Here is a 23,657-nt window from a genome sequence, read left to right as displayed (position 1 = left end):
CAACCCTATCAAAACATATTAAGAGATAATTCTACCAACCAATCCTTAATATCTCTGCGGAGGTGGTTGCCCAAATCGTCCTATCTCGACACGTAAAAAATCTTAAAAAATAGTAATAACTCCCCAAACCGAATAAATAGGCTGATGGCATGCCTTTGGTTTCCTATTTCTCAACCACAATTTTTCACTAAACCAATTTAACCATGAATACCCAATATTATTTCCCAATAAGTAGCTCAACGGCAGCAAATTGTACAGTTAAAACAATCAGCGATGAAACAGTAGGAAGCATAAAGGACATCATGCTAGACACAGAGACTGGCGAAATTGCATATGTAGTACTTTCAGTAGATAGTGGATTTCTAAACCTTGGAAGCAAACTCTTAGCTCTTCCTTGGGAGGCATTTGATTTTCACGGTCACCAACGTGATGTCATCACAGTAAAGGTCAACAAAGAAAAGCTAGAGAATGCTCCAGGGTTTGATGACGACGCCTGGCCAGTAGGACCTCAGCATCAATTCATCAACGATGTTCATACTTATTATGGTTTTGACAGAAGAAGAGCGCTAATTGAATAGGCGTGGTGCTTGGACTCTGCTAGGCTCTCCATGTTTTGGAGAGCCTTTTTTTGGGTTAAAATTTCTACTTACGAATTAATAATTAGCCACAATTATCTTCTCTTTCCTCCATCTGGAGGGTCTTGTTCCTTCATCAGGATTTGCATCAGGTCACCCGGTACTATTTCCAGCATTCCTTCTCTTAATGATTCCCAAATTAAATTGAAAGTCCCTCGATACACATTTCGTTCTGTTTGAAAAATGGCTGTTTTATAGTTCTTGTTTTCGGGAAGATTGTTGCTTGAAGTAAGCACATTTGCGACAATAGACATCAATTTCTTCTTTTGTGAATTGTCGTCTCTTAGCTCTAGTTTGAGATCCTCGTAGTGGAACTTCATAAAATTGGAAGAAGCAAAACGTGAGGCATCCATAGTGATTTCTAGCTTTTGCATCCTTCCTGAGGTGATATTTACAGAAACTAGGTCTCCCAAAATCCCATTGAGAGCTGGCATGGAAAAAGGATCCACACTAGCTTCTAGGTGAAAGTTCTCCTTTGTACTATCAGTTGTGTAGGGCACTGTTACGTCCATGCGCATGGGTGCAAAACCGTTCAATACAGCTTCTCCATGAATAAGTAACTCACCAGACTGTAGCGAATCCAAAGAAATTGCATGAGAGATCTTGGCCGAGAGTTGCTCAAAAACCAGGCTCCCCGGTTCAGATTTCCCCTCAGAAATTTGGGAATAGGTAATTTTAGAATTCAATACCTTAATCGTATCTATCTCTAGAGGAAAGGGAATCTGCTCCACCATTCCTTCAAACATAGGCTTTTCAGGCTCATAAGGTCTCGGTTTGTTTTTATTCCTGACATCATGCAAATGCAGGCTATCTATCGTCAGCAACCCAGCCACTACAGCCCAGTTGCCATAGATATTACTTTGTGCATTGATATGTTCAATACGAAGGTGTTTGACATCTACTTCAATGAAATCCTTTTGAACCTGTGCTTTTTTGGCTACTTCAATATTGGTATCCTTATATTTCAAATGAAGGTCAAAAAAATCAAATTTTTCCTGTTTAGAATCGTAAGCCAAAGAACCTAAGGTGAAAGTTTGATCTTGATTAATGTTTACCAGAAGGTTTTTCATACTGGTCTTGATACTTTCCAATTTAAACGGAATGGTATAATTCATTCGGACTGAATCAGTCTCAAGATTTACCGCAGCTATCTCAAAATCTTCGAAACTCCCAAACTTCCTTACAGAATCCGATTTGGTATAAAACTCTCCCGAACCGCCAGTTAGCACTACGTTATGAATGACTCCTCGCGACACCAAATCACCAAAGAGTCCTTGGAATTCTTTAGACATATCTGCAGGTTTTGACGCAACAGAATCATTTCTGACAAAAATGAATTTTGGCGAATCGAATCTTAGCTCATCTACTTCAGCCACTTTTCCAAAAATAAATCCAAGCATATTTACCCCTCCTAGCCTAAGAGATTTCATAGTACCGGTGATGGTAATTGACTTTTCCTCCTTTACAGGCAAAAGGGAGATTCCCTGTAACTCTATGCTTCCCCGTAGCAAGTGAAAATCAACATCCTCATAAAGAATAGTATAGGCTCTATCTTCTTTACTATTGATTAAATCGGGCAAGGTTTGAATTACCCATTTCTCTAAAATAACTAGTGCAACGGCGACTAAGAAAATCAGAATTCCTACAGCCCAAATAACTTTTTTCAAGAGGAGATTAATAAACTAAAGTAAGGATGAATCTATCAATGGATAATTTCAAAAAGATACAAATAAATTATAACTAAATCATTTTTAATTAACCGATGAAATTTTCCACATAAAAGCAGTATTCAACCATAAAAATAAAAAGTGGAAACAAGGGCATTATTTTAATTCTTTCGAAGCTTCAAAAATCATTAACTTCCACTTTGATTCGTTTACTTTTTTCGAAATAAATTAATTTGAGATATTTAAAAAGTAAGAACGAGCAATTCGATCCAACATGAAAAAAACATCTTTTGTATTACTATTTTTTTTACTGGGGTTAACCTTCAGTTTATTTGCTCAAGAAAAGTATCCTGAATTTAAGATTCTAACCTATAATATTTACCATGGGGAAAAGCCAGATTCCCTAGGTGAGCCCAACTTAGATGATATTGCCAATCTGATAGTTTTACTGCAACCTGAAGTGGTAGCTTTCCAAGAGGTGGACAGTATGACGACTCGCTCTGAAGAAATCTACGGTAAGAAAATTGACTGGATAGCCGAGCTCGGAAAGAAGACCGGCTATAGAAGTTACTTTGCCAAGGCGATGGATTTTGCAGAAGGCGCATATGGTGAAGGTATTTTGGTCAAAAAAGCCTTGAATTACACCACTTTGCCCTTACCTACACCTGCTGGTGGGGAACCTAGAGCTGCTGCCTGGGCAAAAATTGAATTGAGAGAACGAAAAGAGCTTTACTTTGGAGCAACACATCTCTGCCATCAGTTTCCAGAAAACCGCCTTGCACAATTGGATTCTATCATTAGCTACGCAGATTCACTTCCTAATCCAGCATTTTGGGTAGGTGATTTAAACTTTGATCCTGCCTCAGAAGTATACAAAAGTATTCCAGAAAAATGGAGTGATGCCGGAATGGTGGCAAACGATACCACTTCAACATTCAACTCAGAGGAAGGAAAACGAATTGACTACGTATGGTATGATTCAGAGTATTTTGAGCTTGTGAACTACAAGGTAATTGACGCGCCCTTCTCTGATCATTACCCCGTTTTAGTTACCCTTCGATTAATAAAACCCTATAAAGAATGAAAAAAATAGCCCTATTCCTTGTATTAACGCTATCTGTTGGATTTTTTTCCTTTCAGCTCTTATCAACTGATGCTAAAGACCCCGATTGGCAATCACTTTTCAATGGAAAAGACATGAAAGATTGGATTGTAAAAATCCGAACTCATGAACTTAATGACAATTTCGCAAATACGTTTAGAGTTGAAGATGGCTTGATGAAAGTTAGGTATGATGGCTACGACCAGTTTGACAGGCAGTATGGTCATATTTTTTACAAAAAGTCATTCTCAAATTATTTGCTTCAAGTAGAATATAGATTTGTGGGTGATCAAGCAAATGGTGGAGAAGGCTGGGCCACAAGAAATAGTGGAGCCATGCTTCATTGTCAAGATCCTAAAACCATGCTTAAAGATCAGGACTTCCCAATCTCAATAGAAGCACAATTCCTAGGTGGCAATGGAACCGATAAAAGAAGTACCTGTAATCTGTGTACTCCAGGCACCAACGTAGTGATGGATGATAAACTTATCACTTCCCACTGTGTCAACTCTACCTCCGAAACATACCATGGAGATCAGTGGGTAACTGCAAACTTCATAGTCCTAGGAAATGGAGACGTGCATCATCTGGTAGGACAAGACACGGTCTTAAGCTACACTCAGGCCCAAATAGGTGGAGGAAATGTAAACCCAGCCGATCCAAAAGTGAAAGTAGATGGTCAAATGCTAACTGGAGGATGGATTTCATTACAAAGTGAAAGTCATCCAATTGATTTTAGAAAAGTTAGAATTATCGACTTAGATCCTATCAAAGATGATCAGGCTAAATTAGAAGCGTTAATTATCAAAAAGCTTAATGAAAAATAGTCAAGTTCAGAATTAAGACTTTAACTAAAAAATCAAAGCCCGCTGATCTACTAATCAACGGGCTTTTTTGTGAGTTCTTGGATCATATCCTCCAAACTTCTATCAGAGTATAATTAGTACTCGGTATTTGGTGTACTTAATACTTGGGACTAATAAATCAAACTCTCACTCCTGTATTTCCACCACCAGCTAAAGTGATATTGACTGGCTCATTTGTTTTCCAATTTCCGCCAGTAAAGTCTGGTACATCAATAGAATTGGATCTATTGGCTACCGACCACTCACTCAGCGGAGATACTGCACTCCAAAGAGCTGCATCATAAACATCTTGATCTAAAGGAAGGCCATTTCTCAGGCAGTCGATCAATCTCCAATCCATCATAAAGTCCATACCTCCATGGCCACCTACCTTTTTGGCCAACTCTCCTACTTTCTGGATGATTTCTGGAGTATACTTGGTTTCCAAATCCTTGAATTCCTCATCCTTCAACCAGCCGTGACCTTTAGCTACTCTTGGTTGTGGATACTTCTGAGCGTAGCCTTCAGTCCCACTCACTACATGAAGTCTTGAATATGGACGTGGTGAGGACACATCGTGCTGAATCATGATCGTTTTGCCAAGTTTAGTTTTGACCATGGTGGTATTCATATTGCCACGGAATTTCTTCTCAGCATAAGAAGCAAAGAAATTATCCTGCTCAGCCAATTTTACAGCCTCTGCATGCATGGAGAAATCATTGGAAGATGTTGAGGTCAAAAAGTCCATTTGATCTCCTCTATTTACGTCTAGAATTTGACAAATTGGTCCCAAACCATGCGTAGCATAAAGGTTACCATTTCTATAGTTTTCCTTTAATCGCCACATATCCTGATAACCATTCTCCTTGTTGAAATTCAGAGCAAGCAAATCGTGAATATAAGCTCCCTCTACATGAATTACTTCTCCAAAGTAGCCTTCACGCTTCATTTTCAAAGTCATCAACTCAAAGAAATCATAGCAGCAATTCTCTAACTGCATGCAATGCTTTTTAGTCCGCTCAGAAGTCTCCACCAATTGCCAGCATTCATCGAGTGTTCGCGCTATAGGAACTTCGCAGGCCGTATGCTTACCAGCTTCCATGGCGTATACAGCCATTGGAGTATGCCATTCCCACGGTGTCGCGATATAAATCAAGTCAAGATCATCACGATCCATCATTTCTTTCCAAGAATAAGCATTGCCTGAATAACCAGTTGGCTTATGTGGAGTGTCTTTCAATTGAGCTTTTGCTTTTTCTACACGATCGGGTAGTAAATCGCAAAGCGCTTTTATTTCTACATTTTCTATTTTACTCAATCGATCAACAGCACCAGGCCCTCTCATTCCAAGTCCAACTATCCCTATGCGAACAGTATCAATCTTAGGAGCAGCAAAACCGCTCATATTGAAAGATTGGATGCGATTAACGCCCTTCTTAGCTTGTAAAGGTAGGTTTTCAAATTCATTGGCGAGGGTAGATCCCGCTCCGAAAAGCCCCAAACCTACCAGGCCGGTAGACTTCAGAAACTCTCTTCTCTGGTTATTTTTCATACGTTTATTATTGTTTTTCAATGGTCATCCCGCTATCGGGAGGAATCTCGCTTGTCTGATTCGCCTATCGATAGCAGTAAGTCACTCTATGTTCAATTTCAAATTGCTTAAATCTAATGACTCAGCTAATTAATAAAAAAATAAAGGAAGTCCGGGCACCTTATAAATAAAAAAACCGAAAGCTTTTGGCTTTCGGTTATCTCCAATCATAATTTGGGACTATTCAATCAAACTTTCTTAGCAAGGATTACAATCCAGAAATTAGATAATAGACAAAAAGTTAGGGGCGATTATTCACTTTTCAACAACTAATACTCAAAGGACTGTTCGGATTCTTCGTGCAAAAGTAAATCTTAACTATCCCAAAAAAAATGACATAGATCAATAAAATCCCAAGGATTCTATGCCTTAAAAGGATTTTAGCTAAACGAAAAATACGATTGATCAAGCACAACAAGGCAGAATCAAATCACACTTAAACAGGCATTTATAAATTTAAAGAGTATATTGAAGTAAGAAAATTGTTTTAAAGTAATCTCAGCTATACCCAAACTATTAGCGAGGTTTCAAATAATTCATTTATTTAAGTCAAATGAAGTTTTTCAGGCTCGTCTTTCTCATAATATTACTGGTGGCTGCTCTAGACTCCACCAGAGCTCAGGATAATTCTATCTCCAGTAAAAATGATACAATTACTCTTGCACAAGCATACATGAACTTGTATTTGGTAGAAATTTATTTTGACAGCATCCCTGATGAACGCTTAAAAAAGATCATTGCATATGAAAATGATCAACTCAAATCCATTAATGACAGCGCCTTCATTCGATCAAATTCAACGCTTTATAATTTCACAAATGCCCTTTTTCATCAAAACCAAACGAAGTTTTTACTCAGCACTAAAGATGAAGTGAGCCGCGGCTTATTGCGTCGATTGAAAAGCATCCTTGATCGAGGAATTAAATATTACAATGATGCTAAAATTGAAGATTTCAAGACATTTGATAAAAAAGAAAATAGCCTGTATGAGTTGATCAAATTTGATCTTCAATCAAACCTGTTGTTGAAATCTGAAATCAGAAGCTTGAAAAATGAATTAAACACATTGTTTAACGAAGATATTTATCCTGACTTTCAGCGTATTTTCTTAGCTGCAAAAAATAAAAATCAGTACCATATTGATTCACTTGAATTCTATGCTGGCATCTATGATATGCCACTTAGTATGGAAATCACCAATAATAAGCCTGATTTTCAACCATTTTCCTTTGGGGATCCTAATTTTATTAGCTCTGAATATCTCGCGGATTCACGATTGGATATACTTTCACGATATGTTCAATTAAAATACTTAGCATCAAGAAGAACTCGGGCTCCCAGAAATTTCAATAAACAACTTTTGCATGAACAGTTCAAAGATTTCAAAAGTAGCGTAAGGAGTGAGAAAGATAGATTTATAAAGGAAGAATTAAACCAGAAGGTGCTTGAAAGTCTGAGCAGGGAAATAAGCAGTAAGTTCCCCATCGATAAGCAATTTGGAGAACAGAATAGTGCAGGTACCTCAGCTATGGTCCAAATGCCTTCTAAAAGTTCGCAATACTATTTTTTCCCTAACCCAGCTCCAAAGGCATCAGCATATTTCATAAAACTAGCTTTTAAGCCTACTTTATCCACTCTTGGCCAAGTAGATTCATTCCTCAGCAAAAGTTTAGTCGATGCAGGGTACAAAAATCAACTTCATTACTATTATGATATGGATGGATTTGCGTTGACCACCAGTTTGGAAAAATTCAACATCGATGGTTCTCCAGTTCCATCAGAAGAGCGATTTACTCAGAATCTCGGCGGTGATGGAAAGTTCTCCTACTTCGAAATTTTTAAGTCCATGTTTTTTAAGGTAGAGTCTGAGTTTAGGATGTTTGCATTTATCGTGGCATCAAACCCAGCCACCATGAGCAATGTTGCAATGACTCCAGGCTTTGCACAGCAATTGTTGAAAAACAGCTACGATACGCTCCCAGATCCTCTGAGGGAGAAAAGCCTCTCAAATATGGTCCTATCGCTATTTGTTTATCACTTCCACCAAAATGACATAGGAGAGGTTCCTGAACTGGATCTTAGCGGAAATCTAACAGTGCAAGATCATCTTAAAAATGCGGGATTATTAACTATTGTTCAGTAGATCAAATCTTTAGAATTAATCTGTCAGCGGGTTTTCTTTAAAATAATTCTCAAAGGAAAAGGTCTTATTGATGGTGTCCCCATGGACTAAAATTATATCGATTTCCATAGTTGGGCAATATCCAAAACCTAAGTATCCGATTGAAAATGAAGAACTGGGATCTTTCGAAACCCGTTTTTGATCTATAAAACCTCTACAGAAATTATATTGAACTTCTTTGATTTCATTTCTTCTAAAAGATGGCAGATCCAGCCACATAGTGTAATTCCTGTTGTTTCCACTTGTATTTGAAGGGCTAACTGAGGCTTTAACTTCTATTAAACTATCAAGAGGATAAGTTCTCTCTTTGTATACAAGTTGTTCGATTTCTTCATCTGAAAGATTTTCATATTCCGGCCCCCTGCCTTGAACGATAAGCTTTAATAATGATTTAGTCTCATAAGACTTTAATTGGCTATCAAGCTGAGCTTCCTTTGCCTCGACTACGTTTCGCTGTGCATTAAAAACAAAAAGTACAACCACTACAAAACTCAGTAGAAGTATTGATACAATAATTGTAATCCATTTCGCCCTTTCTTTCCTTTTCTTGTTAATTTCTATAAGTTGATTTTTTATCAATTGCTCTTTTTGTAACTGGATTTCTGATTTGCTTTTTGCTATCCAATTAAGCTCTTCCTCACTCAGCTTGATCTTCGCCAAATACGGTTCAATATAGATAAGCTGTTTCTCGCTAAAAAACTCCCTAGCTTCATCCGATACACCGATTTGGCTCTTAATGAGACGTTTAACTTCCAGTAGAGCAGTTTCCTCAACACTTCTCCGTTCTGCGATTGGCTTAGCTAAGGAATCGTGAGAAATCTCGTACGTATCCGTGTTCTCATTGTAGCGAAGGAGTCGGTTATTAGAAAAAGCCTCCACCACATCATTGACCAATTTTTGATCTAAATCCGGCAAGCGATCGAATAATTCCTTTTTTGTGATAGGATCTTTGGTGCCCTCCAATGTGGCGAATGGAGAAAGTATTTTCCAGATTAGCCCTGGATTTAAGATCGGGTATTTACTTATCAATTCTCTAGAAATATCAGCAACCTGTTCCTCCAGAAAATTGCTCAGGATATCACCGATCTCACCCATTTCATTCACTTTATCGGAAGTGAATTCAGCTGGCTTTTCCCGCTTTTTGTCTCCAGTACTATTCAGATATAGCTTATCCAAAAAAACCTGCAAAAATGGCAATTGAATGGTCAGGGATTTTTTGTCGCCTTTGATTTTGTGAAAAATAGCTTCAGCTACTGCTTCTTCTTCTCCTTCTTTGATAGAGATATTCGATCCTTCAAATGCGGTAGCTCCAAAAATTACTTGCTTTACCTTTTCCAGGTTCATTGGTTCCACACGCAGTTTCTTGCGAAGAAGCTGAGGAATAGCCCGCTCAATATCAAACAAATATCCTAAATACTCCTCTCGAATTGAGAATATCAATTTGACAGGTTGACCTGATTGAAGAATCCCTTGGATTGTTTCGATGAAAATCTGCTGTTCCGAAAGGGAGCCTAAGATGAAAAGCTCCTCAAACTGATCAAAGATCAAATACACCGGCCTGAAGTTCTTCTGGTAAACAGCCCGAATTGATTTACTGATTGGTGTCAGTTCCTGACCCGAGCCATCCGTGTCTATTTCCCATTCGTCTAGATATTTAGTCTCATCGAACGCTTCATCCACTTTCCCTCCAGCCTTTTCCAAAACTGATTTCAAGGATTTATTGATATCAGAACCTCGTCGGATCATCAGATCCAGCCAATCGTGACGCTGAAACTTCCCTGCCAATCCACAATTGATCAAACTCGTTTTACCTGTTCCAGACGCTCCATACACTAGTACCGTCGCAGATTGAAAGACCATTTCATACAAGGCTTTGATCTCCTCATCCCTTCCAAAAAACACATTTCTATCTTCTCTTTGATAGGAGTCAAGAAATTTGAAAGGATACTTTTTCATGGGGCTTGCTGTTAATGGATTACAAAAAATTAAAATGAGTCTTCTGCGAATTCTTCTTCTACTCCAGTTAAGGCTTTTTTAGCTTCGAAAAACAAACTGTAAACCTTGTCGAGGTTCATATCTATCCTATTTTCCTTCTTGGAAAGCCAAGAATTAAGTACGTTCAAGCTAGAGTCGCTGGGCCTTGGATTACTTGACTTTTTAATGATTTCCTTGCTGTTATCCTCAATAAAACTATAGTTGAGACTAAGGTCGTCATAAGTATTCGCGTGAGAATAAAAGCAGATTTTTGACCCTCCTTCTAACTTCAATCCATTCAAATCAATGATAAAAGGATCGAGATTTATATTATTTCGATAATTATCTTTGAAAATAATCACGGCATGAGAAATCACTGGAGACGACTCTCTGCGCACACTGCTCTGACTTTCATTATTTGCCAGACTCTCACCTACCAGCAAAGTATAATTGTGTAGATATAATCCTTCATGATCATTTCTCTGTTGATTGAAATCTATCTCATTTATAGATATCATCCTGTATTCTGACAAGAAGCTTAAGCTCTCCAAAACAACGGACAGATTTTTTTCTGCTTCCAAACAATCCTCAAGGGTATATGAGGCATTTTTCAATAACTGAGAGGACTCATTAAGCTTTAAACAAGCATTCCTAATATCTCCATCTTCCTGAAGCCCAGTAAGCAAGTGTAGGGATTCTGAAATAAGAAAATCCAATTTATTGTCTGTATATATTTCCAGTAAATGACCTAGTAGTTCTACAAATGCCAGGATATCTTCTTCAGCTGCATTTCTGAAAAACTTGACTAGCCCATCTTTTTGAGATGAAGAAAATTCAATTTTATCTGCTAATTGATGATCCCACAAGCTCGATAGCATTGCGTAGCAAATAAGCTGTAAGCCACGCTTTGCCGTAATCTGGCAATTCTCCAAATACCTCATCATTTTGCTGTCAGAATAATCCTCTGCGCCTATGGACATCAACTTTCGGATTTGGCCGCCTATTACTCCTACATATCCGCCGATGATGATTCGCTTCGCCGTTTTAACCAAATCCTCATTTTCTGCCCAGTCAGCATTAGCAGATAAAAAATCTCCAGCTTTGCGGTTATGCGTACTAATTGCTTCCAGTAGGTTTTTCGTCAGCACTTCATTAAAACTATTTTCTACTGGACCCTCCTCTTTTTCATCAGAGGATTCATTAGCAGTTTCAACTTGTTCAGGTCTTGAGTCAGATTCGTATTCCGGCAAAATCATATCCAACTGACTTCGATATTTATTAATCAGATTGTCAATTGAAGTGTATTCAGTATGGAAATGTCCTAATTCACCTAATTTCCTTTTAAACTCTAAAAGGGTGTTGATTTCGTCTGTGATTGCTCCCACATTAATAGCAGCATTTTTGAAATAGGTCCAAATCCGAGGTCTCCCTTGTGCTTTGAAAATCTCATATGCAGTGTAAAATTCCTCAGCAGTGTATTTTCCAACCTTGGTGTAGAAAAGACATAAAACCAAATCACTCTGACGTATAGCTTCATTGTATTCATCTTGCAGTCGAGTGCTAGAAATGGAATCTTTGAAAAACTCCCATTGCTCCAACTTTAGGTAAATCCCTTTGGTGTGTAAACGATCATTTTCACGGGATATAAAAGCCCTAAACTCTTCCCTATCCCCTTTTAATTCTGATGAAGAGGCAATAAAAATTCGAATCGTTTTCATAGGTTAACTAATTAGTGACGTTTCACCCTGAAGAGCGAAACTCCTCAACTTAACCAACATTTATTCTTCAATGCTGAGTTTTTTATTGATAATCTTTTGATTTTGACAGGCTTAATTTATGGATTACATCCTTTAGAATTCAATTAGCCAAAAAATATTTTTGCATTACCTGCTCAGCCATTTTCCCCTGTGGCGTAAAATCCGGATCTCTATGTTCCCCCTCAGGATACCATTTCCAGAAAAATACTCCTGCCATCCAAGATTCCTTCCAAGCGGTTTCAAAAAATGCCTCATAGCAAAGCGCCTGAATTTCCTCTGACAGCTCCACCTCTTTTCGCTCGTTTGGCCAAACCCAAGGCTCCTCCGCTGCATCAACGGTATTGCAATAGCCAATCTCGGTGAACATGACAGGTTTTTTGTACTTGCGGACCACCTTATCAATTTTAGGTAAATGCTTTTTCCAGCCTGATTTAAGATCTGAAAGTGTTGGATCCGTTTTGGTAGAAAGTGGAAAATATGCCTGTATACCTATATAATCCAACGCATCCCAAAACTTAACCTGCTCAAATTCAGTGAAATTGGCAGCATAAATCAATTTACCGGAATAGACTTTTCTGATTTCCGATATCACCTTTCTCCAGTCTTCTTCACGCTCAGAAGTCATTTCCAACTCTGTTCCCACACAAAGCATGGGAATCTGATGCTCTTCAGCCATAAGCGCATAATCAAGAATAAAGCCTCTGTAGTTTGCAAACCATTCCTCCCAATCGGCCTCATTCTTCATCTCAATTTCTCCCGGCCAGCTACCACGAACCCACAAGTGCGGCTTTAGCATATTCATAATTCCATGTCTGGCCGAGGAATCGAAAGTCGCCTTAATGCCTGCGGAGGATTCTCCCCACCACTTGTTCTCATTATGCGTGTCCCAACGGATTTCCGGCGTATTCTTCTCACTTTGCCAGCCAAATGGAGTCTGCGAGAGTGCATCTGCTCCTGTAGCTTTCAAAGCTTCCAACTCAGGTCCTAAGAGTGGAGACCTACTTCCAACCCAGCAGACGCCTTTCCATTTTTCAAGTGCTATTACACCAGTACTTTCAGGCGAAAACCACCAACTCAAACCCAACAGCAGAACGACTCCTACAGAGCTAAAAAGATATGTTCTTTGGGTAGAAGTCTTCATTTTGACAGCATAGTTTGAATGACAATTTCTTCCTGCAGTGTTTTATGCACAGGACATTTGTTGGATATCTCCAACAACCTTTGTCTTTGCTCTCCATCGAGATCCCCTTCAATCTCTATGATGCGCGTAAACTGACTGACTTTAGCTGAAGAATTTTCCGGATTTTCACTATCTGCCAAGTGTACTTTCTCGTGATTGAGAAAAACTGAAACTTCTTCCAATGGCCATTTTTTACGTTCTGCATACATTTTCAGCGTCATTGCTGTGCAGCTACCAAGCGAAGCCATGAGCAAATCATAAGGATTAGGTCCAAGGTCAGCACCTCCAACTTCACTTGGTTCATCAGCAATCAAATGATGATTAGGAGTCATGACTTCGGTCGTATATTTATCTCCAGAAAGTCGTACAAAAACCTGATTTCCTCGGGTATCATTCTCCTCCTCAGCCCCCTCAATTGCAACATATCTCTTACTCCAACTTCCGACCATCTCAGCAATGTATTCGGCATCTTCTGGATTAGAAATCAAATGATCAGCGCCATCCAACGATATAAAGCTCTTCGGGTGCAACGCCGCATTATATATTTCAGCAGCATTAGTTACTTCGACGATTTCATCCTGAGGAGAGTGCATCACCAACAGAGATTTCCGAAGCTTTTTCAGGAAGGTATCTAAGGGCTTTTGCTCCAAATCATCCAAAAAACTCTTCGAAATCGTAAACGGCCTACCTCCTATATTCACTTTTGCTTTTCCGTTTTTCTCGATTTCAGCAACACTCTCGGAAAAAAGATTTTGCACATGCCCAGGATAAGCAGGCGCAGCAATAGTCACCACCGCCTTCACTTCAGGCATCTCGGCAGCAGCGTATAATACTGCAGCTCCGCCTAGCGAGTGGCCAATAAGCATTTTCGGTGCTTGATATTCTTTGGTAAGAAAATAAGCAGCATCCAACAAATCGCTCACATTACTGGAAAATGTTGACTCCTCAAATTCCCCCTCACTCATCCCAAGGCCGGTAAAATCAAAACTTAAGGTCGCGATACTATTTTGTGAGAGAGCAGTACAAATGCGGGTGACTGCAGAGAAATTTTTGGAGCATGTAAAGCAGTGAGCAAATAGTGCAAAAAAGCTAGGCTTTTGATTCGCTGGCAAATACAAGTGAGCTGCCAATTCTAAGCCGTTTCTATTTGTAAATGTCAGTCGTTTTGGATTCATTTTAGGTTAATTATTGATTGGCTGCACCTTGATATTCTCCAGGTTTATCTCTGAAAGTAGCTCTAAATCTCCAGATTCGTAAAGCTCCTGCATCTTTTCTACATGCACCGTTTCATCTTCAGGTTTGAGATTCAAATAATTCTGAAACCGAATTCCTCCCACTTCATTAACTGCACTTACTTCCCTCATTCTCACTCCTCCTCCATCCGTGTGATAGCTGTATGCCATGAAATCGACGATCGAATCCTCGATTCCAATCCAGTACAAAAACTCGTCGTCAAAATCTTCTCCCCCTCCTTCTTCCGCAAAAGTCACTTTAATCAAATCGTATTTCTCACCATTGATTTCTGTCTCTCCCAGTGACTCTTTAAAAACCGAAGGATCATTTAGCCCATAAGGCAAAAAAGCAAAATAGGCCACAGAGTTCACTGAGCGGGAGTATTTACCTATCCACTCTTCTGAAAGCGTATCGATTTTGGCACCATTTACTGTGCGTACAAATCCATTGTTATTGAGAACATCCATCACATTTCCTGTAGAATCTGAAAATTCACGGATGTATTCAAATCTATCCAGCGTTTTTAAAATGGTGTAGTGGATATTCCTAAAGTCAAATTCAACTTTGGAATTAGTATAAGCATCACCTCCGTGAGCTTCAATTGCCCTGTCCACGATTTTCTCAGCTTCAGTCCTTGAGTCACAGGAAGTGGAAATCGCAATTCCACAGAGGAAAGTAAGAAGGTAATGTGATTTCATATTGTTATGTTTTATGTAGGCCACGACTTAATTATTCAAAAGTTACCTGATAGTCAGAATATAAATACTCCGCTTGTAAAAACAGCTTTTTACCGGAATCATCAATTCTATAACTCTTCTGCCCTTTTGGAAATAAAAGCCCGGTAGATTCATCAGGAGCTAGATTTTCAAGCAAACTTTTATAATCCTTCCCCTGCGATTCTATTGTTTCCACCTTGAAAGAAACTGTGTCAAAATAAATCCAAAATGGCTTGGGAGCATTCAAGTTTTCTACTCGAACTGACTCCACTATTTTACCACCCTCCAGAGTCTTTTGACCTTCGTACATTAAGCTAGTATTCTCATCCAGCAGATTCCATGGCTGCGCAAAAGCAAAATAAACAGCATCAATTTCAACTCTTTTTGCTTTCAAAAAGCCTTCATTCTGAATAGAATTCTCCCCCATTTGATAGCTCGTTTTGCTTCCGTTGAAATTCACAATATGAGAAATGCTGTCTTTGCTCCAAGTCAGTTTAGCTTCAAAGTACGGTTTCAATCGAAATTCCACCCATTGCTCTGACTCGCTCTCAACCGCTCCATCTTCATATAGCAAGCGAGTCAATTTCTTGAACCTTATAGCAGCAACATTTTCCCATTTCTTTGAAAGCTCATGTCCTTCAATTGACTTTTCAACAAGTTCCTGAGCTTGCTCTTCAGGACTGGGAGTGCAGGAGAAAAAGAAGAGAGATAAGACAATAGAGAGTAGAGATTTATAATTCATGAAAGTATTAACTGAGATCATTTATGGAGCAATTTCTAGAAGATGTTTATTCCTTACCTTTTCATTCAATTTCAAAGTGGTTTAACCAATTTTTCTCGGTTCGAAAATCACCATTTGAATCCTTCTCCATAAATAGTGCATTCTGGCTTTTGTCAATCAAAAGGGTGTCAGGGATAAAATCATTATCATAAGGTTTTTCACTGAATATTATCAAGTCTTTTTCAATTTTATATTTCCCGTGGTAAGTCTCAGAAAAGCCGAAGAAACCATTAATTTGATTTTCAACATTTCCATTTTCTCTAAAAATCAAGCGGTAATAAAAGAGATCATCTTTCAAAGATGCAATCATTATACTTTTCGATTTGAAAAGTTCAGAATGGTATAAATTGAATCCGAGAATTACCAGAAGTACTGTTCCGTGAGCTACAAGTTTTACTTTACTGGCTCCTTTTCCATTTCTAATTAAGGAGATTAAAGTGTTGAAAAATGAGAAAACATATAACAGAATTATAAATGCGACAATTACGCCATAAGAAAGAAACCACAAAATCATACCACCAAAAAAGTCAGTAATAATCCAGCCAATCAATCCAATTGATGAAATTATTGCGACAATGTCATAGCCAGTAATTTTGTTTTGCTTTTTTTCAGTTACCATTCGATAGTGAATTCATATCATCCGTCTTCATAAAATAATCCCAATAAACAGCTAGTGCAAGTATGGAATATTCTAAGAAAAGGAAAATTGGGCTTTCTTGATAGTTTGGATCTCCATAGGCTTGGTACGAAAATATGACCGCGAAAGTCCAGATTAAGAAGGCTTTTTTATTAGTAAATAAACTCAAGCCAAAAGCTGGAATCAGATACCAAGGATGAACTACGGGCTGAAGAATCAGATAAAACAAATAAATCAACACCCATAAATCAACGAGCTGATGCGTGTTTTCAGGCTTCCTTTTCCAAGAAAAATAGAGAATTCCTAGTAGCGTTATACTGCTCAAAATCGGCGTAAGATCACCTATTATATTATATCCCTTGATCCAAAAACCAATTTCCCGTATCAGGTAATAGACTGAAGCGTTGAACTCAAATTTGCCTTGGTAGAGCTTCAAACTCTGTAGGAAATGGATCCAGGAATTATCGATTAAAAGCCATGCAAAACTTACTATTAGGGTACATGCGGATCCCAACCAAAAGGCTATTGATTTACGGGTTTTCACAAAGGAAAAAAAAGTAGAAATCAGCATCAAAGGCAACAATTTCATACCAACCGACAATCCCCAAAACCCACCTGAAAGCCCATTCTTATCCTTAATCAAGGCAAATAACGCCGCCAGCAATAGTAATAATACCAATCCTTCGAAATGGAGATTTCCTGTGATTTCCATAATCACCAGCGGATTCAACCAGTACAGAATCAGCTTACTTCTAGTCATTTTAAAATGATCAAAAAGCTTAAATAAAAGGAAGAAAACGCCTATTTCTCCTAGAATCAATAGAATTCTCAAAACCAAAATCCCAGTCAAAGGATCTAGGTTTCCACCTACAGCAGCTAGATAAAATATTCCTTGATTTAGCGGAGGATAAACTGAAAAGTACCCCTGAGAATTCATCAAATCAAAGAGATTCTCCAAATAAGGGTTTGCACTTTTGGGATTATTCTTAAGCCAGTTTCCAGGAGTTTCCAGATAGGGATTTTGGTTCATCTTCACCATCTCTCCATCCCAAAAAAATCTAGGATAATCATCCGACCATTTTGGGATGGCAATTAATAACGACAGCCGAATCAGCAAGCCACCAATAAAAATCAACTTCCATTTCGACTGCTCACTCAATAAATAAGTTGCAAGCGTTCCAGCGAATAGGGAAGTATAAATTAGTAAGGTAAGCCAGAAATTTTCTCTTGGAACGAAGTAAGCCAAACAGAAAAACCCAACAGAAATTACTAGCCAGATTAAAAGAATTAATAGCTGTTTGAGCTTCCGTGTCAAAGCCCTAAGCTATTTCGGATTGACTCATCCTGAAGTCCATTTTTTTCCCAGTAATCCAGCATTTGAACTTTAGTCCGCACAGCTGAAGTCACTTCTTCTGTGCCGTCTTCTTTGGTTTGAGTCTCTTGCCAAGACATAATTTCATACGGGAAAGCATCCATATAACGAATCAACAATTTTCTACCAATCTCTGAATAGATCACTTCTATCTCGGCTTGATTTGAACCTGCTTTACGCTTACTAATATTCACACTTTCCGCATCCAAGGGATGATGAGTGAAGCGATTGTATATCAAGCTTGGAATTATTTTCAAGTGCCCAGTTGGCACCAAATCAGGATTTAAGCGGATCAAATTGAAGATTTCATCTTCTGACATGGCACTGATTGAGATTTCCTGATCTCCTTCAGACTCGAAATAGGAGAATAATTTGGCTTGATACTTATTGTTTTTCCAGTTGAGCTGTACAAAAGACTGTCCACACCATTCGGTGACCGAAGCGGTGATTTTGGGAGAATTCAACTCATCATAAACTGGCGTAAAAACTGAAAGCATGGTATTGTAAGGATAAACTCCCGTCACAAAATCGCGGGTCATATTCAGCTTCATCACTTTCATAGCTCCTTTACCGGCTGCAGCAGGATCGTCCAGCTTGACCTGCTTGCGCTTTGAAAAATCCTCCGTCACAAAGATCATCACTGCATTACCTTCCCGCTCCTCTCCATAGCGCATTTGTTTCAGATCAAACACATTTATCTCAGCTTTGCCCTGATACCAATGCGAGGCAAATTGCTCCTCGTCGATAGCTTTTCGACCTGTGGAATTGCAGGAGGAAGAGAAAAGTAAAACCAATCCAAGAATGAATAAATTTTTCATATAGGTAAAATTACTAAAATACATTCTAAGGTCTAAAATCTATGTTTTGGCTCTTGATACTTTTGTCTTGCTACTAGCATCTCAATATTACCAATACTTAAAAATCGTATAAATAATCTTATACCCAGCTCCAAACACTCCCTTCACCGTTCCGCTCACTTTAGATACTCCTATTCTCTTGCGGTAATTCACTGGCACTTCTGTGTAGCGAAGTCCAGCTTTGTGAGCCTTAATCTGCATTTCTATCGTCCAACCGAAGTTCTGATCGATCATATTTAGGTCAAGTAACTTCGACCAAACTATGGCACGAAAAGGGCCCAAATCCGAGAATTTGGCACCTTGCATGTACTTCATCATTGTCGTAGCCAGCCAGTTTCCAAAGACTTGCGGAAAAGTCATGGAACCTGATTCCCGCTCTCCCAAAGCGCGTGAACCGATAACCATGTCTGCTTTTTGATCCAAAATCGGCTGAATCAAATCCAATAACTCTTCTGGATAATCGCTATAATCTCCGTCTAGAAAGACTACAATATCCGGTTGAATCTCTTGCTTTTTGATCCAATCCATTGCTGTCAGGCAAGCTTTCCCATAGCCTTTCTGTGGTTCGAAAACTACTTTTGCCCCAGCTGCTTCTGCTACTTTGCCAGTATTGTCTGCGGAGTTATTATTCGCCACTACAATATTTCTCACAACAGCAGGAATATCTCCAATGACTTTTGGAATAGACTTTTCCTCGTTGTAAGCAGGGATAATTACGTCAATAATAGGAGGATTGTGCATGCGGATTATTTACCTAAACTGTAAGCTTTGAAAGAAGAAAAGAAAACCAGACCATAGCCGACGGCCAGCATTAGGTGAAAAGGTAACATTTCGAAAGTACCCCAATACATATGAAGTCCGACCATACCGGAGAAGACTAGCATCAGGAAACCTTCCATCCAGGTGGTAGCTGGAATTTTAAAGTTGAGATAATTATTGCTTTCTAGGCCTGAGCCTCCTTCCAGATTGAATTTTGGAGTGCGGATAAATGGGGATTTCTTGCCAGTTAACCCCTCCCAAACAGCTTGCGCATTATGCAACGCCAATCCCATGGACACGGAAAGGAAAAGTGGTAGCATGTATATAGCTTGGAGTAGACTTCTCCAGAAACTTCGTTTTTCGTAGAAATAAGCCACCAAATAAACGCCAGCGATGATAACAAAACCGATCATAAACAGCCCTGCAATTTTAAACAGATTGTCTGAAATCATGCCTTGCATTCCAGCCCACCAAACGCCAATACTACTCAAGCTTACTACTAAAATAGCGATGAAAAGGCTGCTATTGAACAAATGAGCCATCGCATGGATTTTGGTGCTAAAAGGTAAATCTTCACCCAAAACTGCTTTTGCATGCTTTCCAGCACATTCTGCACCGCCTTTGGTCCAGCGAAACTGCTGAGACTTGACTGCTGACATGATGGGTGGCAGCTCGGCAGGAGATTCGATTTCTGGTCTGTAGACAAACTCCCAGCCCTTGCGCTGCGCACGATAACTCAAATCCAAATCCTCTGTCAGCGTATCGTCCTGCCAGTCTCCTGCATCGACTATGCATGACTTTCGCCAAATACCACCGGTCCCATTGAAATTGATAAAGGCATGCTGACTATTTCTGCCAATCTGCTCAATCAGGAAATGTGCATCCAAAGCAAAAGCCTGCAAACGTGTCAAGAGCGAATAGTTTTTATTCAAATGGGTCCAACGCGTTTGCACCATACCCACTTTTTCCGAAGAAAAATAAGGGATAGTTTTTAGCAAAAAATCTGGATCAGGAACGAAATCAGCATCGAAAATCGCGATGAATTCACCACTTGCTTTTGCCAAGCCTTCCTTCAAGGCTCCAGCTTTAAAACCAGCTCGATCAGTACGATGTATGTATTGAAAATTAAGATTTGGAAACTCCTGGATTTTCTTTTGAATCAACTCTGCAGTCTGATCTGTGCTATCATCCAAAATCTGGATTTCCATCAAATCTGCAGGATAATTCATTTTGGCGACAGCCACAATCAAGCGATCGACAACATATAGTTCGTTGTAAACCGGAAGTTGGATAGTAACTTTTGGCCAAGATTCCGGGATTTCATGAGCTACCTCCTTCATGTGCTTTTTTGAACGAAGAAAGCTCAAAAGCAAATGCCCTTGAGCAAGGCTGTAAAGGAAAATAAACAGCATTCCCAGGGCATAAATCCCAATCAAAAGATATAAGAAGATCATTTACGCATTTATCTTGATGGAATCATTTCCAATAATAATTGGCATTTCATTGATTCGATTTTCTGTTGACCCATTTTCTAATTTCAATACGCCCCGTGGACAAACAGATGAGCAAACTCCACATCCCACACAACTTGCTCTTACGATTTCTTGACCGCGTTGGGCATACCATCGCACATCAATTCCCATTTCGCAGTGCGTAGAGCAGTTTCCGCAGGAGATACACTGTCCTCCATTGGTCGTGATTCTAAATCTGGATTTGAAACGCTGAACAAGTCCAAGATATGCTGCCAAAGGACATCCAAATCTACACCAGACTCTGTTACCCATGAAGGGGTAAAAACCTGTGCCGATCACCCCCGCAAAGGCCGACCCAATCGCAAAACCATAGAACGAATGTAATTGGTTCGTGGCGTTCCCCAAAAGTGCAAAACCAGAAAAGTAATTGACGATCGTCAAGCCTGTCATCACCACGGCTAAAACCAATACGCTGTGAACAATCACCCGTTCATATTTCCATGCTTTAAGTGATTTATCAGAAAGCTGACGATAGGGGTCTCCGACTGTCTCTGCCAATCCTCCACATCCGCAAACCCAGGAACAATACCATCGCTTTCCATAAAAATATGTAAACAGTGGAACGGCAATAATAATCAGCAAAATCCCCCAAATCAGCATAAACATCCCTACTCCACCCGCGCTCAGAAATGTATCAATCTGATAATCGTAAAAGAAATCGTAATCCAGTGGCCAGATATTTTTGAAGTCAAAATAAGGCTGATTCAGCAAAACGAGAATTTCAGGAATCAGGAAAGCGAAGGCTGTCTGGAAAAACATCACCGAAGCCGTGCGTAATTGCTGGTATTTATTTCCCCTGTATTTTCTGAACATCCGCACGCCCATCACGATGATTGCCAAGGTGTAAATCGTCCCATAAAGAAACCATTGACTTGCTGGGTTGCCACTTAAGATCATGCTCATCGGAGTTACCATCCAAACTTGATTCACGATGTAGGCTGGAAACCAATACAAAATGATGTAGAAAAGTATCAAGTACGCTCCAGTGATCATTCCCATCCAACCGCGGTTTTTCATGGAAGAGTGGAAAATCCCATTGTTTTTGATGCCAGCTGGTTCGTCTCTATGCTTCGGAAGGTTGTACATCAATCCTCCCAAAACTGCCAACCCAATCGATAAACCCATGAAAAGCCATGGATTATCCCGAACTGGACTATTCAGAGAACTTTGCGCCAAGGGAAAGCTATAGTCATCCCAAATCACTTCATCCCATTTGGACTCGTCTTTTAGCGCATCGTTGTAGGCATTGTAATTATCCTTGAAGGTTGAGATAAATGAGAAGTTGGAGGAGTAGGTTTCACCGTACATTGGCGTAAGAATTTCCGTCATTTTTTCCTGATGAATATCCTTGGTATTAGCTAAAACCAGTTCTTCTGTTAGCGTATAATTACCTAAGAATGGCATGATAGTGAAGATCGCCAAACCAATCAAAAACAATCCTATTCCTAATCTTTGAATCATCATCATACGCTTGCTCCGAATAGTTTTTGGATAAATGTTTTCTTGGAAACTGTAACATTTCCACCGAATTGACTTTTAAAGGCCTTTTGAATTTCTATGTAATAAGGTGCAAAAAACTCTGGATCGAAGTTGGCCTTATTGAGTTTGGAAATAACCTTCGCACCCGTCCATTTTCCGCGAATTGCTTGATCGAAAAACTCATGTCTTAACCGGAAACCGAAATTATTTACTCCAACTATTTTTCCTTCCAAATCCATCAGCATACGAAATGCAACCTTTCCTCCCCCATGCTCCCAGTAAAAAGACTGAAAATTTTCTGCATGCCACTTGGCAGGAACAGCACCATAAGTCTGATATTCTATGTCCAAAAACTTGGCAGAATTATACCAAACTCCAGGTTGGTAAGTGACTTTTTCTCCTGCCAAAATAAATCCCAAAGTTTCACCATGCATTCTTCCTGTGTACCAAACCTGCTCCACGGGTCGACGGTCAGGTGCAGGGGCTTCATGAAACTCTGCGCAATCACCTATAGAAAACACGTTTGGAATATTGGTCTTAAAACCGAGATCAACTTTCACTCCTCTATTCACTGCCAGTTCTGTATTTCTAAGAAAGTCTATGCTAGGAGTGACACCTGCGGTCAATCCAACAAATTGACATGGAATTTCCTCGCCGGATTTGGTTCGTACTGCTTTAACTCTAGCATTGGGACCAGAGATGATTTCAGCCAATTCCTCATTCAGTCTGAGGTCAATATGATGCTCCCTCATGTGGCGACTTACCAATTCTGATTCTTCTTTTGGTAAAATATTATCCCAAAATCCAGCTTCTCTAACAAGAAAAGTCACCGGGATCTTTTTGTAAGCAAGCATTTCTGCCATCTCTATTCCTATCAATCCTCCGCCTACGATTACTGCTCGCTGAACTCCTGATTTGGTATTTTCTTCCATGAGCTCCAAATCCTGCTTGGAATACAAACCCTGCACTCCCTGAAGATCCTCACCAGGCCAGCCGAACATATTTGGCTTTGAACCTGTAGCAATTACCAGGTCATCGTAGGATAAGTTTTCTCCAGATTGAAAAAGTAAATTCTTTGCAGAGAAGTCGATTGATTTAACCCAAGCTTCCTTTAGTTCAATTCTGTTTTTCTCCCAAAACCAATTTTCATAAGGTTGTGTATGCTCGAATTTCATGTGTCCCATAAATACATACATCAGAGCCGTTCTGGAAAAAAAGTATTTCGATTCACCGGAAATCACAGTAATCTGGACTTTCTCATCCAACTTCCGAAGTTGTCGGGCACAGGTAATACCAGCTATTCCGTTGCCGATGATGACGACATGGCGATTTGAACTCATTGGTTTGGGGTTGAAATA

Annotated in this window: 19 protein-coding genes; 4 read left to right on the top strand and 15 right to left on the bottom strand. The window is 39.4% G+C overall.

Annotation, left to right across the window (positions count from 1 at the left end):
- Positions 1-203: 203 nt before the first annotated feature.
- Positions 204-578, top strand: a complete 375-nt coding sequence (locus tag ACPUEN_RS01910; protein WP_425638148.1) for a PRC-barrel domain-containing protein — start codon at positions 204-206, stop codon at positions 576-578.
- A 92-nt stretch (positions 579-670) separates the two neighbouring features.
- On the opposite strand, the gene ACPUEN_RS01905 is transcribed toward ACPUEN_RS01910, so the two are convergent.
- Positions 671-2,302, bottom strand: coding sequence for a hypothetical protein (locus tag ACPUEN_RS01905; RefSeq protein ID WP_425638147.1), 1,632 nt, complete (start codon positions 2,300-2,302; stop codon positions 671-673).
- Between the two features lie 274 nt (positions 2,303-2,576).
- Here ACPUEN_RS01905 and ACPUEN_RS01900 point away from each other — a divergent pair, with 274 nt between their 5' ends.
- Positions 2,577-3,386, top strand: a complete 810-nt coding sequence (locus ACPUEN_RS01900) for an endonuclease/exonuclease/phosphatase family protein (protein WP_425638146.1) — start codon at positions 2,577-2,579, stop codon at positions 3,384-3,386.
- The gene (locus ACPUEN_RS01895; RefSeq protein ID WP_425638145.1) at positions 3,383-4,231 is read left to right on the top strand and encodes a 3-keto-disaccharide hydrolase; all 849 of its coding nucleotides are present in this window, start codon (positions 3,383-3,385) and stop codon (positions 4,229-4,231) included. Before ACPUEN_RS01900 ends, ACPUEN_RS01895 begins: the two co-directional genes overlap by 4 nt.
- A 157-nt stretch (positions 4,232-4,388) precedes the next feature.
- Here the strand turns inward: ACPUEN_RS01895 and ACPUEN_RS01890 are convergent, their stop codons facing one another.
- Complete coding sequence (locus ACPUEN_RS01890; RefSeq protein WP_425638144.1) at positions 4,389-5,801, bottom strand: Gfo/Idh/MocA family protein; 1,413 nt, start codon at positions 5,799-5,801, stop codon at positions 4,389-4,391.
- A gap of 631 nt (positions 5,802-6,432) precedes the next feature.
- Here ACPUEN_RS01890 and ACPUEN_RS01885 point away from each other — a divergent pair.
- On the top strand, positions 6,433-7,983 hold the full coding sequence (locus tag ACPUEN_RS01885; RefSeq protein WP_425638143.1) for a hypothetical protein: 1,551 nt from the start codon (positions 6,433-6,435) through the stop codon (positions 7,981-7,983).
- A gap of 15 nt (positions 7,984-7,998) precedes the next feature.
- Here ACPUEN_RS01885 and ACPUEN_RS01880 read toward each other — a convergent pair whose 3' ends face one another.
- From ACPUEN_RS01880 to ACPUEN_RS01820, 13 genes are all read right to left on the bottom strand, one after another.
- The gene (locus ACPUEN_RS01880; protein ID WP_425638142.1) at positions 7,999-9,978 is read right to left on the bottom strand and encodes an ATP-binding protein; all 1,980 of its coding nucleotides are present in this window, start codon (positions 9,976-9,978) and stop codon (positions 7,999-8,001) included.
- A gap of 29 nt (positions 9,979-10,007) precedes the next feature.
- On the bottom strand, positions 10,008-11,714 hold the full coding sequence (locus ACPUEN_RS01875; RefSeq protein ID WP_425638141.1) for a hypothetical protein: 1,707 nt from the start codon (positions 11,712-11,714) through the stop codon (positions 10,008-10,010).
- 139 nt (positions 11,715-11,853) lie between these two features.
- Positions 11,854-12,894: a glycoside hydrolase family 113 gene (locus ACPUEN_RS01870; protein WP_425638140.1), complete on the bottom strand. Its 1,041-nt coding sequence runs from the start codon at positions 12,892-12,894 to the stop codon at positions 11,854-11,856.
- Complete coding sequence (locus tag ACPUEN_RS01865; protein WP_425638139.1) at positions 12,891-14,108, bottom strand: alpha/beta fold hydrolase; 1,218 nt, start codon at positions 14,106-14,108, stop codon at positions 12,891-12,893. Before ACPUEN_RS01865 ends, ACPUEN_RS01870 begins: the two co-directional genes overlap by 4 nt.
- Positions 14,109-14,114: 6 nt before the next feature.
- A complete protein-coding gene (locus ACPUEN_RS01860) occupies positions 14,115-14,864 on the bottom strand; it encodes a DUF6503 family protein (RefSeq protein WP_425638138.1) in 750 nt (249 codons plus the stop codon).
- A gap of 31 nt (positions 14,865-14,895) precedes the next feature.
- The gene (locus ACPUEN_RS01855) at positions 14,896-15,645 is read right to left on the bottom strand and encodes a hypothetical protein (RefSeq protein ID WP_425638137.1); all 750 of its coding nucleotides are present in this window, start codon (positions 15,643-15,645) and stop codon (positions 14,896-14,898) included.
- Positions 15,646-15,685: 40 nt separating this feature from the next.
- Complete coding sequence (locus ACPUEN_RS01850) at positions 15,686-16,282, bottom strand: hypothetical protein (RefSeq protein ID WP_425638136.1); 597 nt, start codon at positions 16,280-16,282, stop codon at positions 15,686-15,688.
- On the bottom strand, positions 16,272-17,615 hold the full coding sequence (locus tag ACPUEN_RS01845; RefSeq protein WP_425638135.1) for a glycosyltransferase 87 family protein: 1,344 nt from the start codon (positions 17,613-17,615) through the stop codon (positions 16,272-16,274). The genes ACPUEN_RS01850 and ACPUEN_RS01845 overlap by 11 nt, the downstream gene beginning before the upstream one ends.
- Positions 17,612-18,490 (bottom strand): hypothetical protein, encoded by an 879-nt coding sequence (locus ACPUEN_RS01840; RefSeq protein ID WP_425638134.1) that lies wholly within the window; start codon positions 18,488-18,490, stop codon positions 17,612-17,614. The genes ACPUEN_RS01845 and ACPUEN_RS01840 overlap by 4 nt, the downstream gene beginning before the upstream one ends.
- An 87-nt stretch (positions 18,491-18,577) precedes the next feature.
- Positions 18,578-19,270, bottom strand: coding sequence for a glycosyltransferase family 2 protein (locus ACPUEN_RS01835; RefSeq protein WP_425638133.1), 693 nt, complete (start codon positions 19,268-19,270; stop codon positions 18,578-18,580).
- 5 nt (positions 19,271-19,275) lie between these two features.
- Positions 19,276-20,742: a cellulose synthase family protein gene (locus ACPUEN_RS01830; protein ID WP_425638132.1), complete on the bottom strand. Its 1,467-nt coding sequence runs from the start codon at positions 20,740-20,742 to the stop codon at positions 19,276-19,278.
- Positions 20,743-22,287, bottom strand: a complete 1,545-nt coding sequence (locus ACPUEN_RS01825) for a 4Fe-4S binding protein (protein WP_425638131.1) — start codon at positions 22,285-22,287, stop codon at positions 20,743-20,745.
- Positions 22,284-23,639: an NAD(P)/FAD-dependent oxidoreductase gene (locus ACPUEN_RS01820; RefSeq protein WP_425638130.1), complete on the bottom strand. Its 1,356-nt coding sequence runs from the start codon at positions 23,637-23,639 to the stop codon at positions 22,284-22,286. Before ACPUEN_RS01820 ends, ACPUEN_RS01825 begins: the two co-directional genes overlap by 4 nt.
- Positions 23,640-23,657: the final 18 nt, after the last annotated feature.

It is taken from the genome of Algoriphagus yeomjeoni, from assembly GCF_049821175.1.
Lineage (GTDB): Bacteria > Bacteroidota > Bacteroidia > Cytophagales > Cyclobacteriaceae > Algoriphagus > Algoriphagus yeomjeoni_A.
This window is presented reverse-complemented; position numbering and strand designations above follow the sequence as displayed.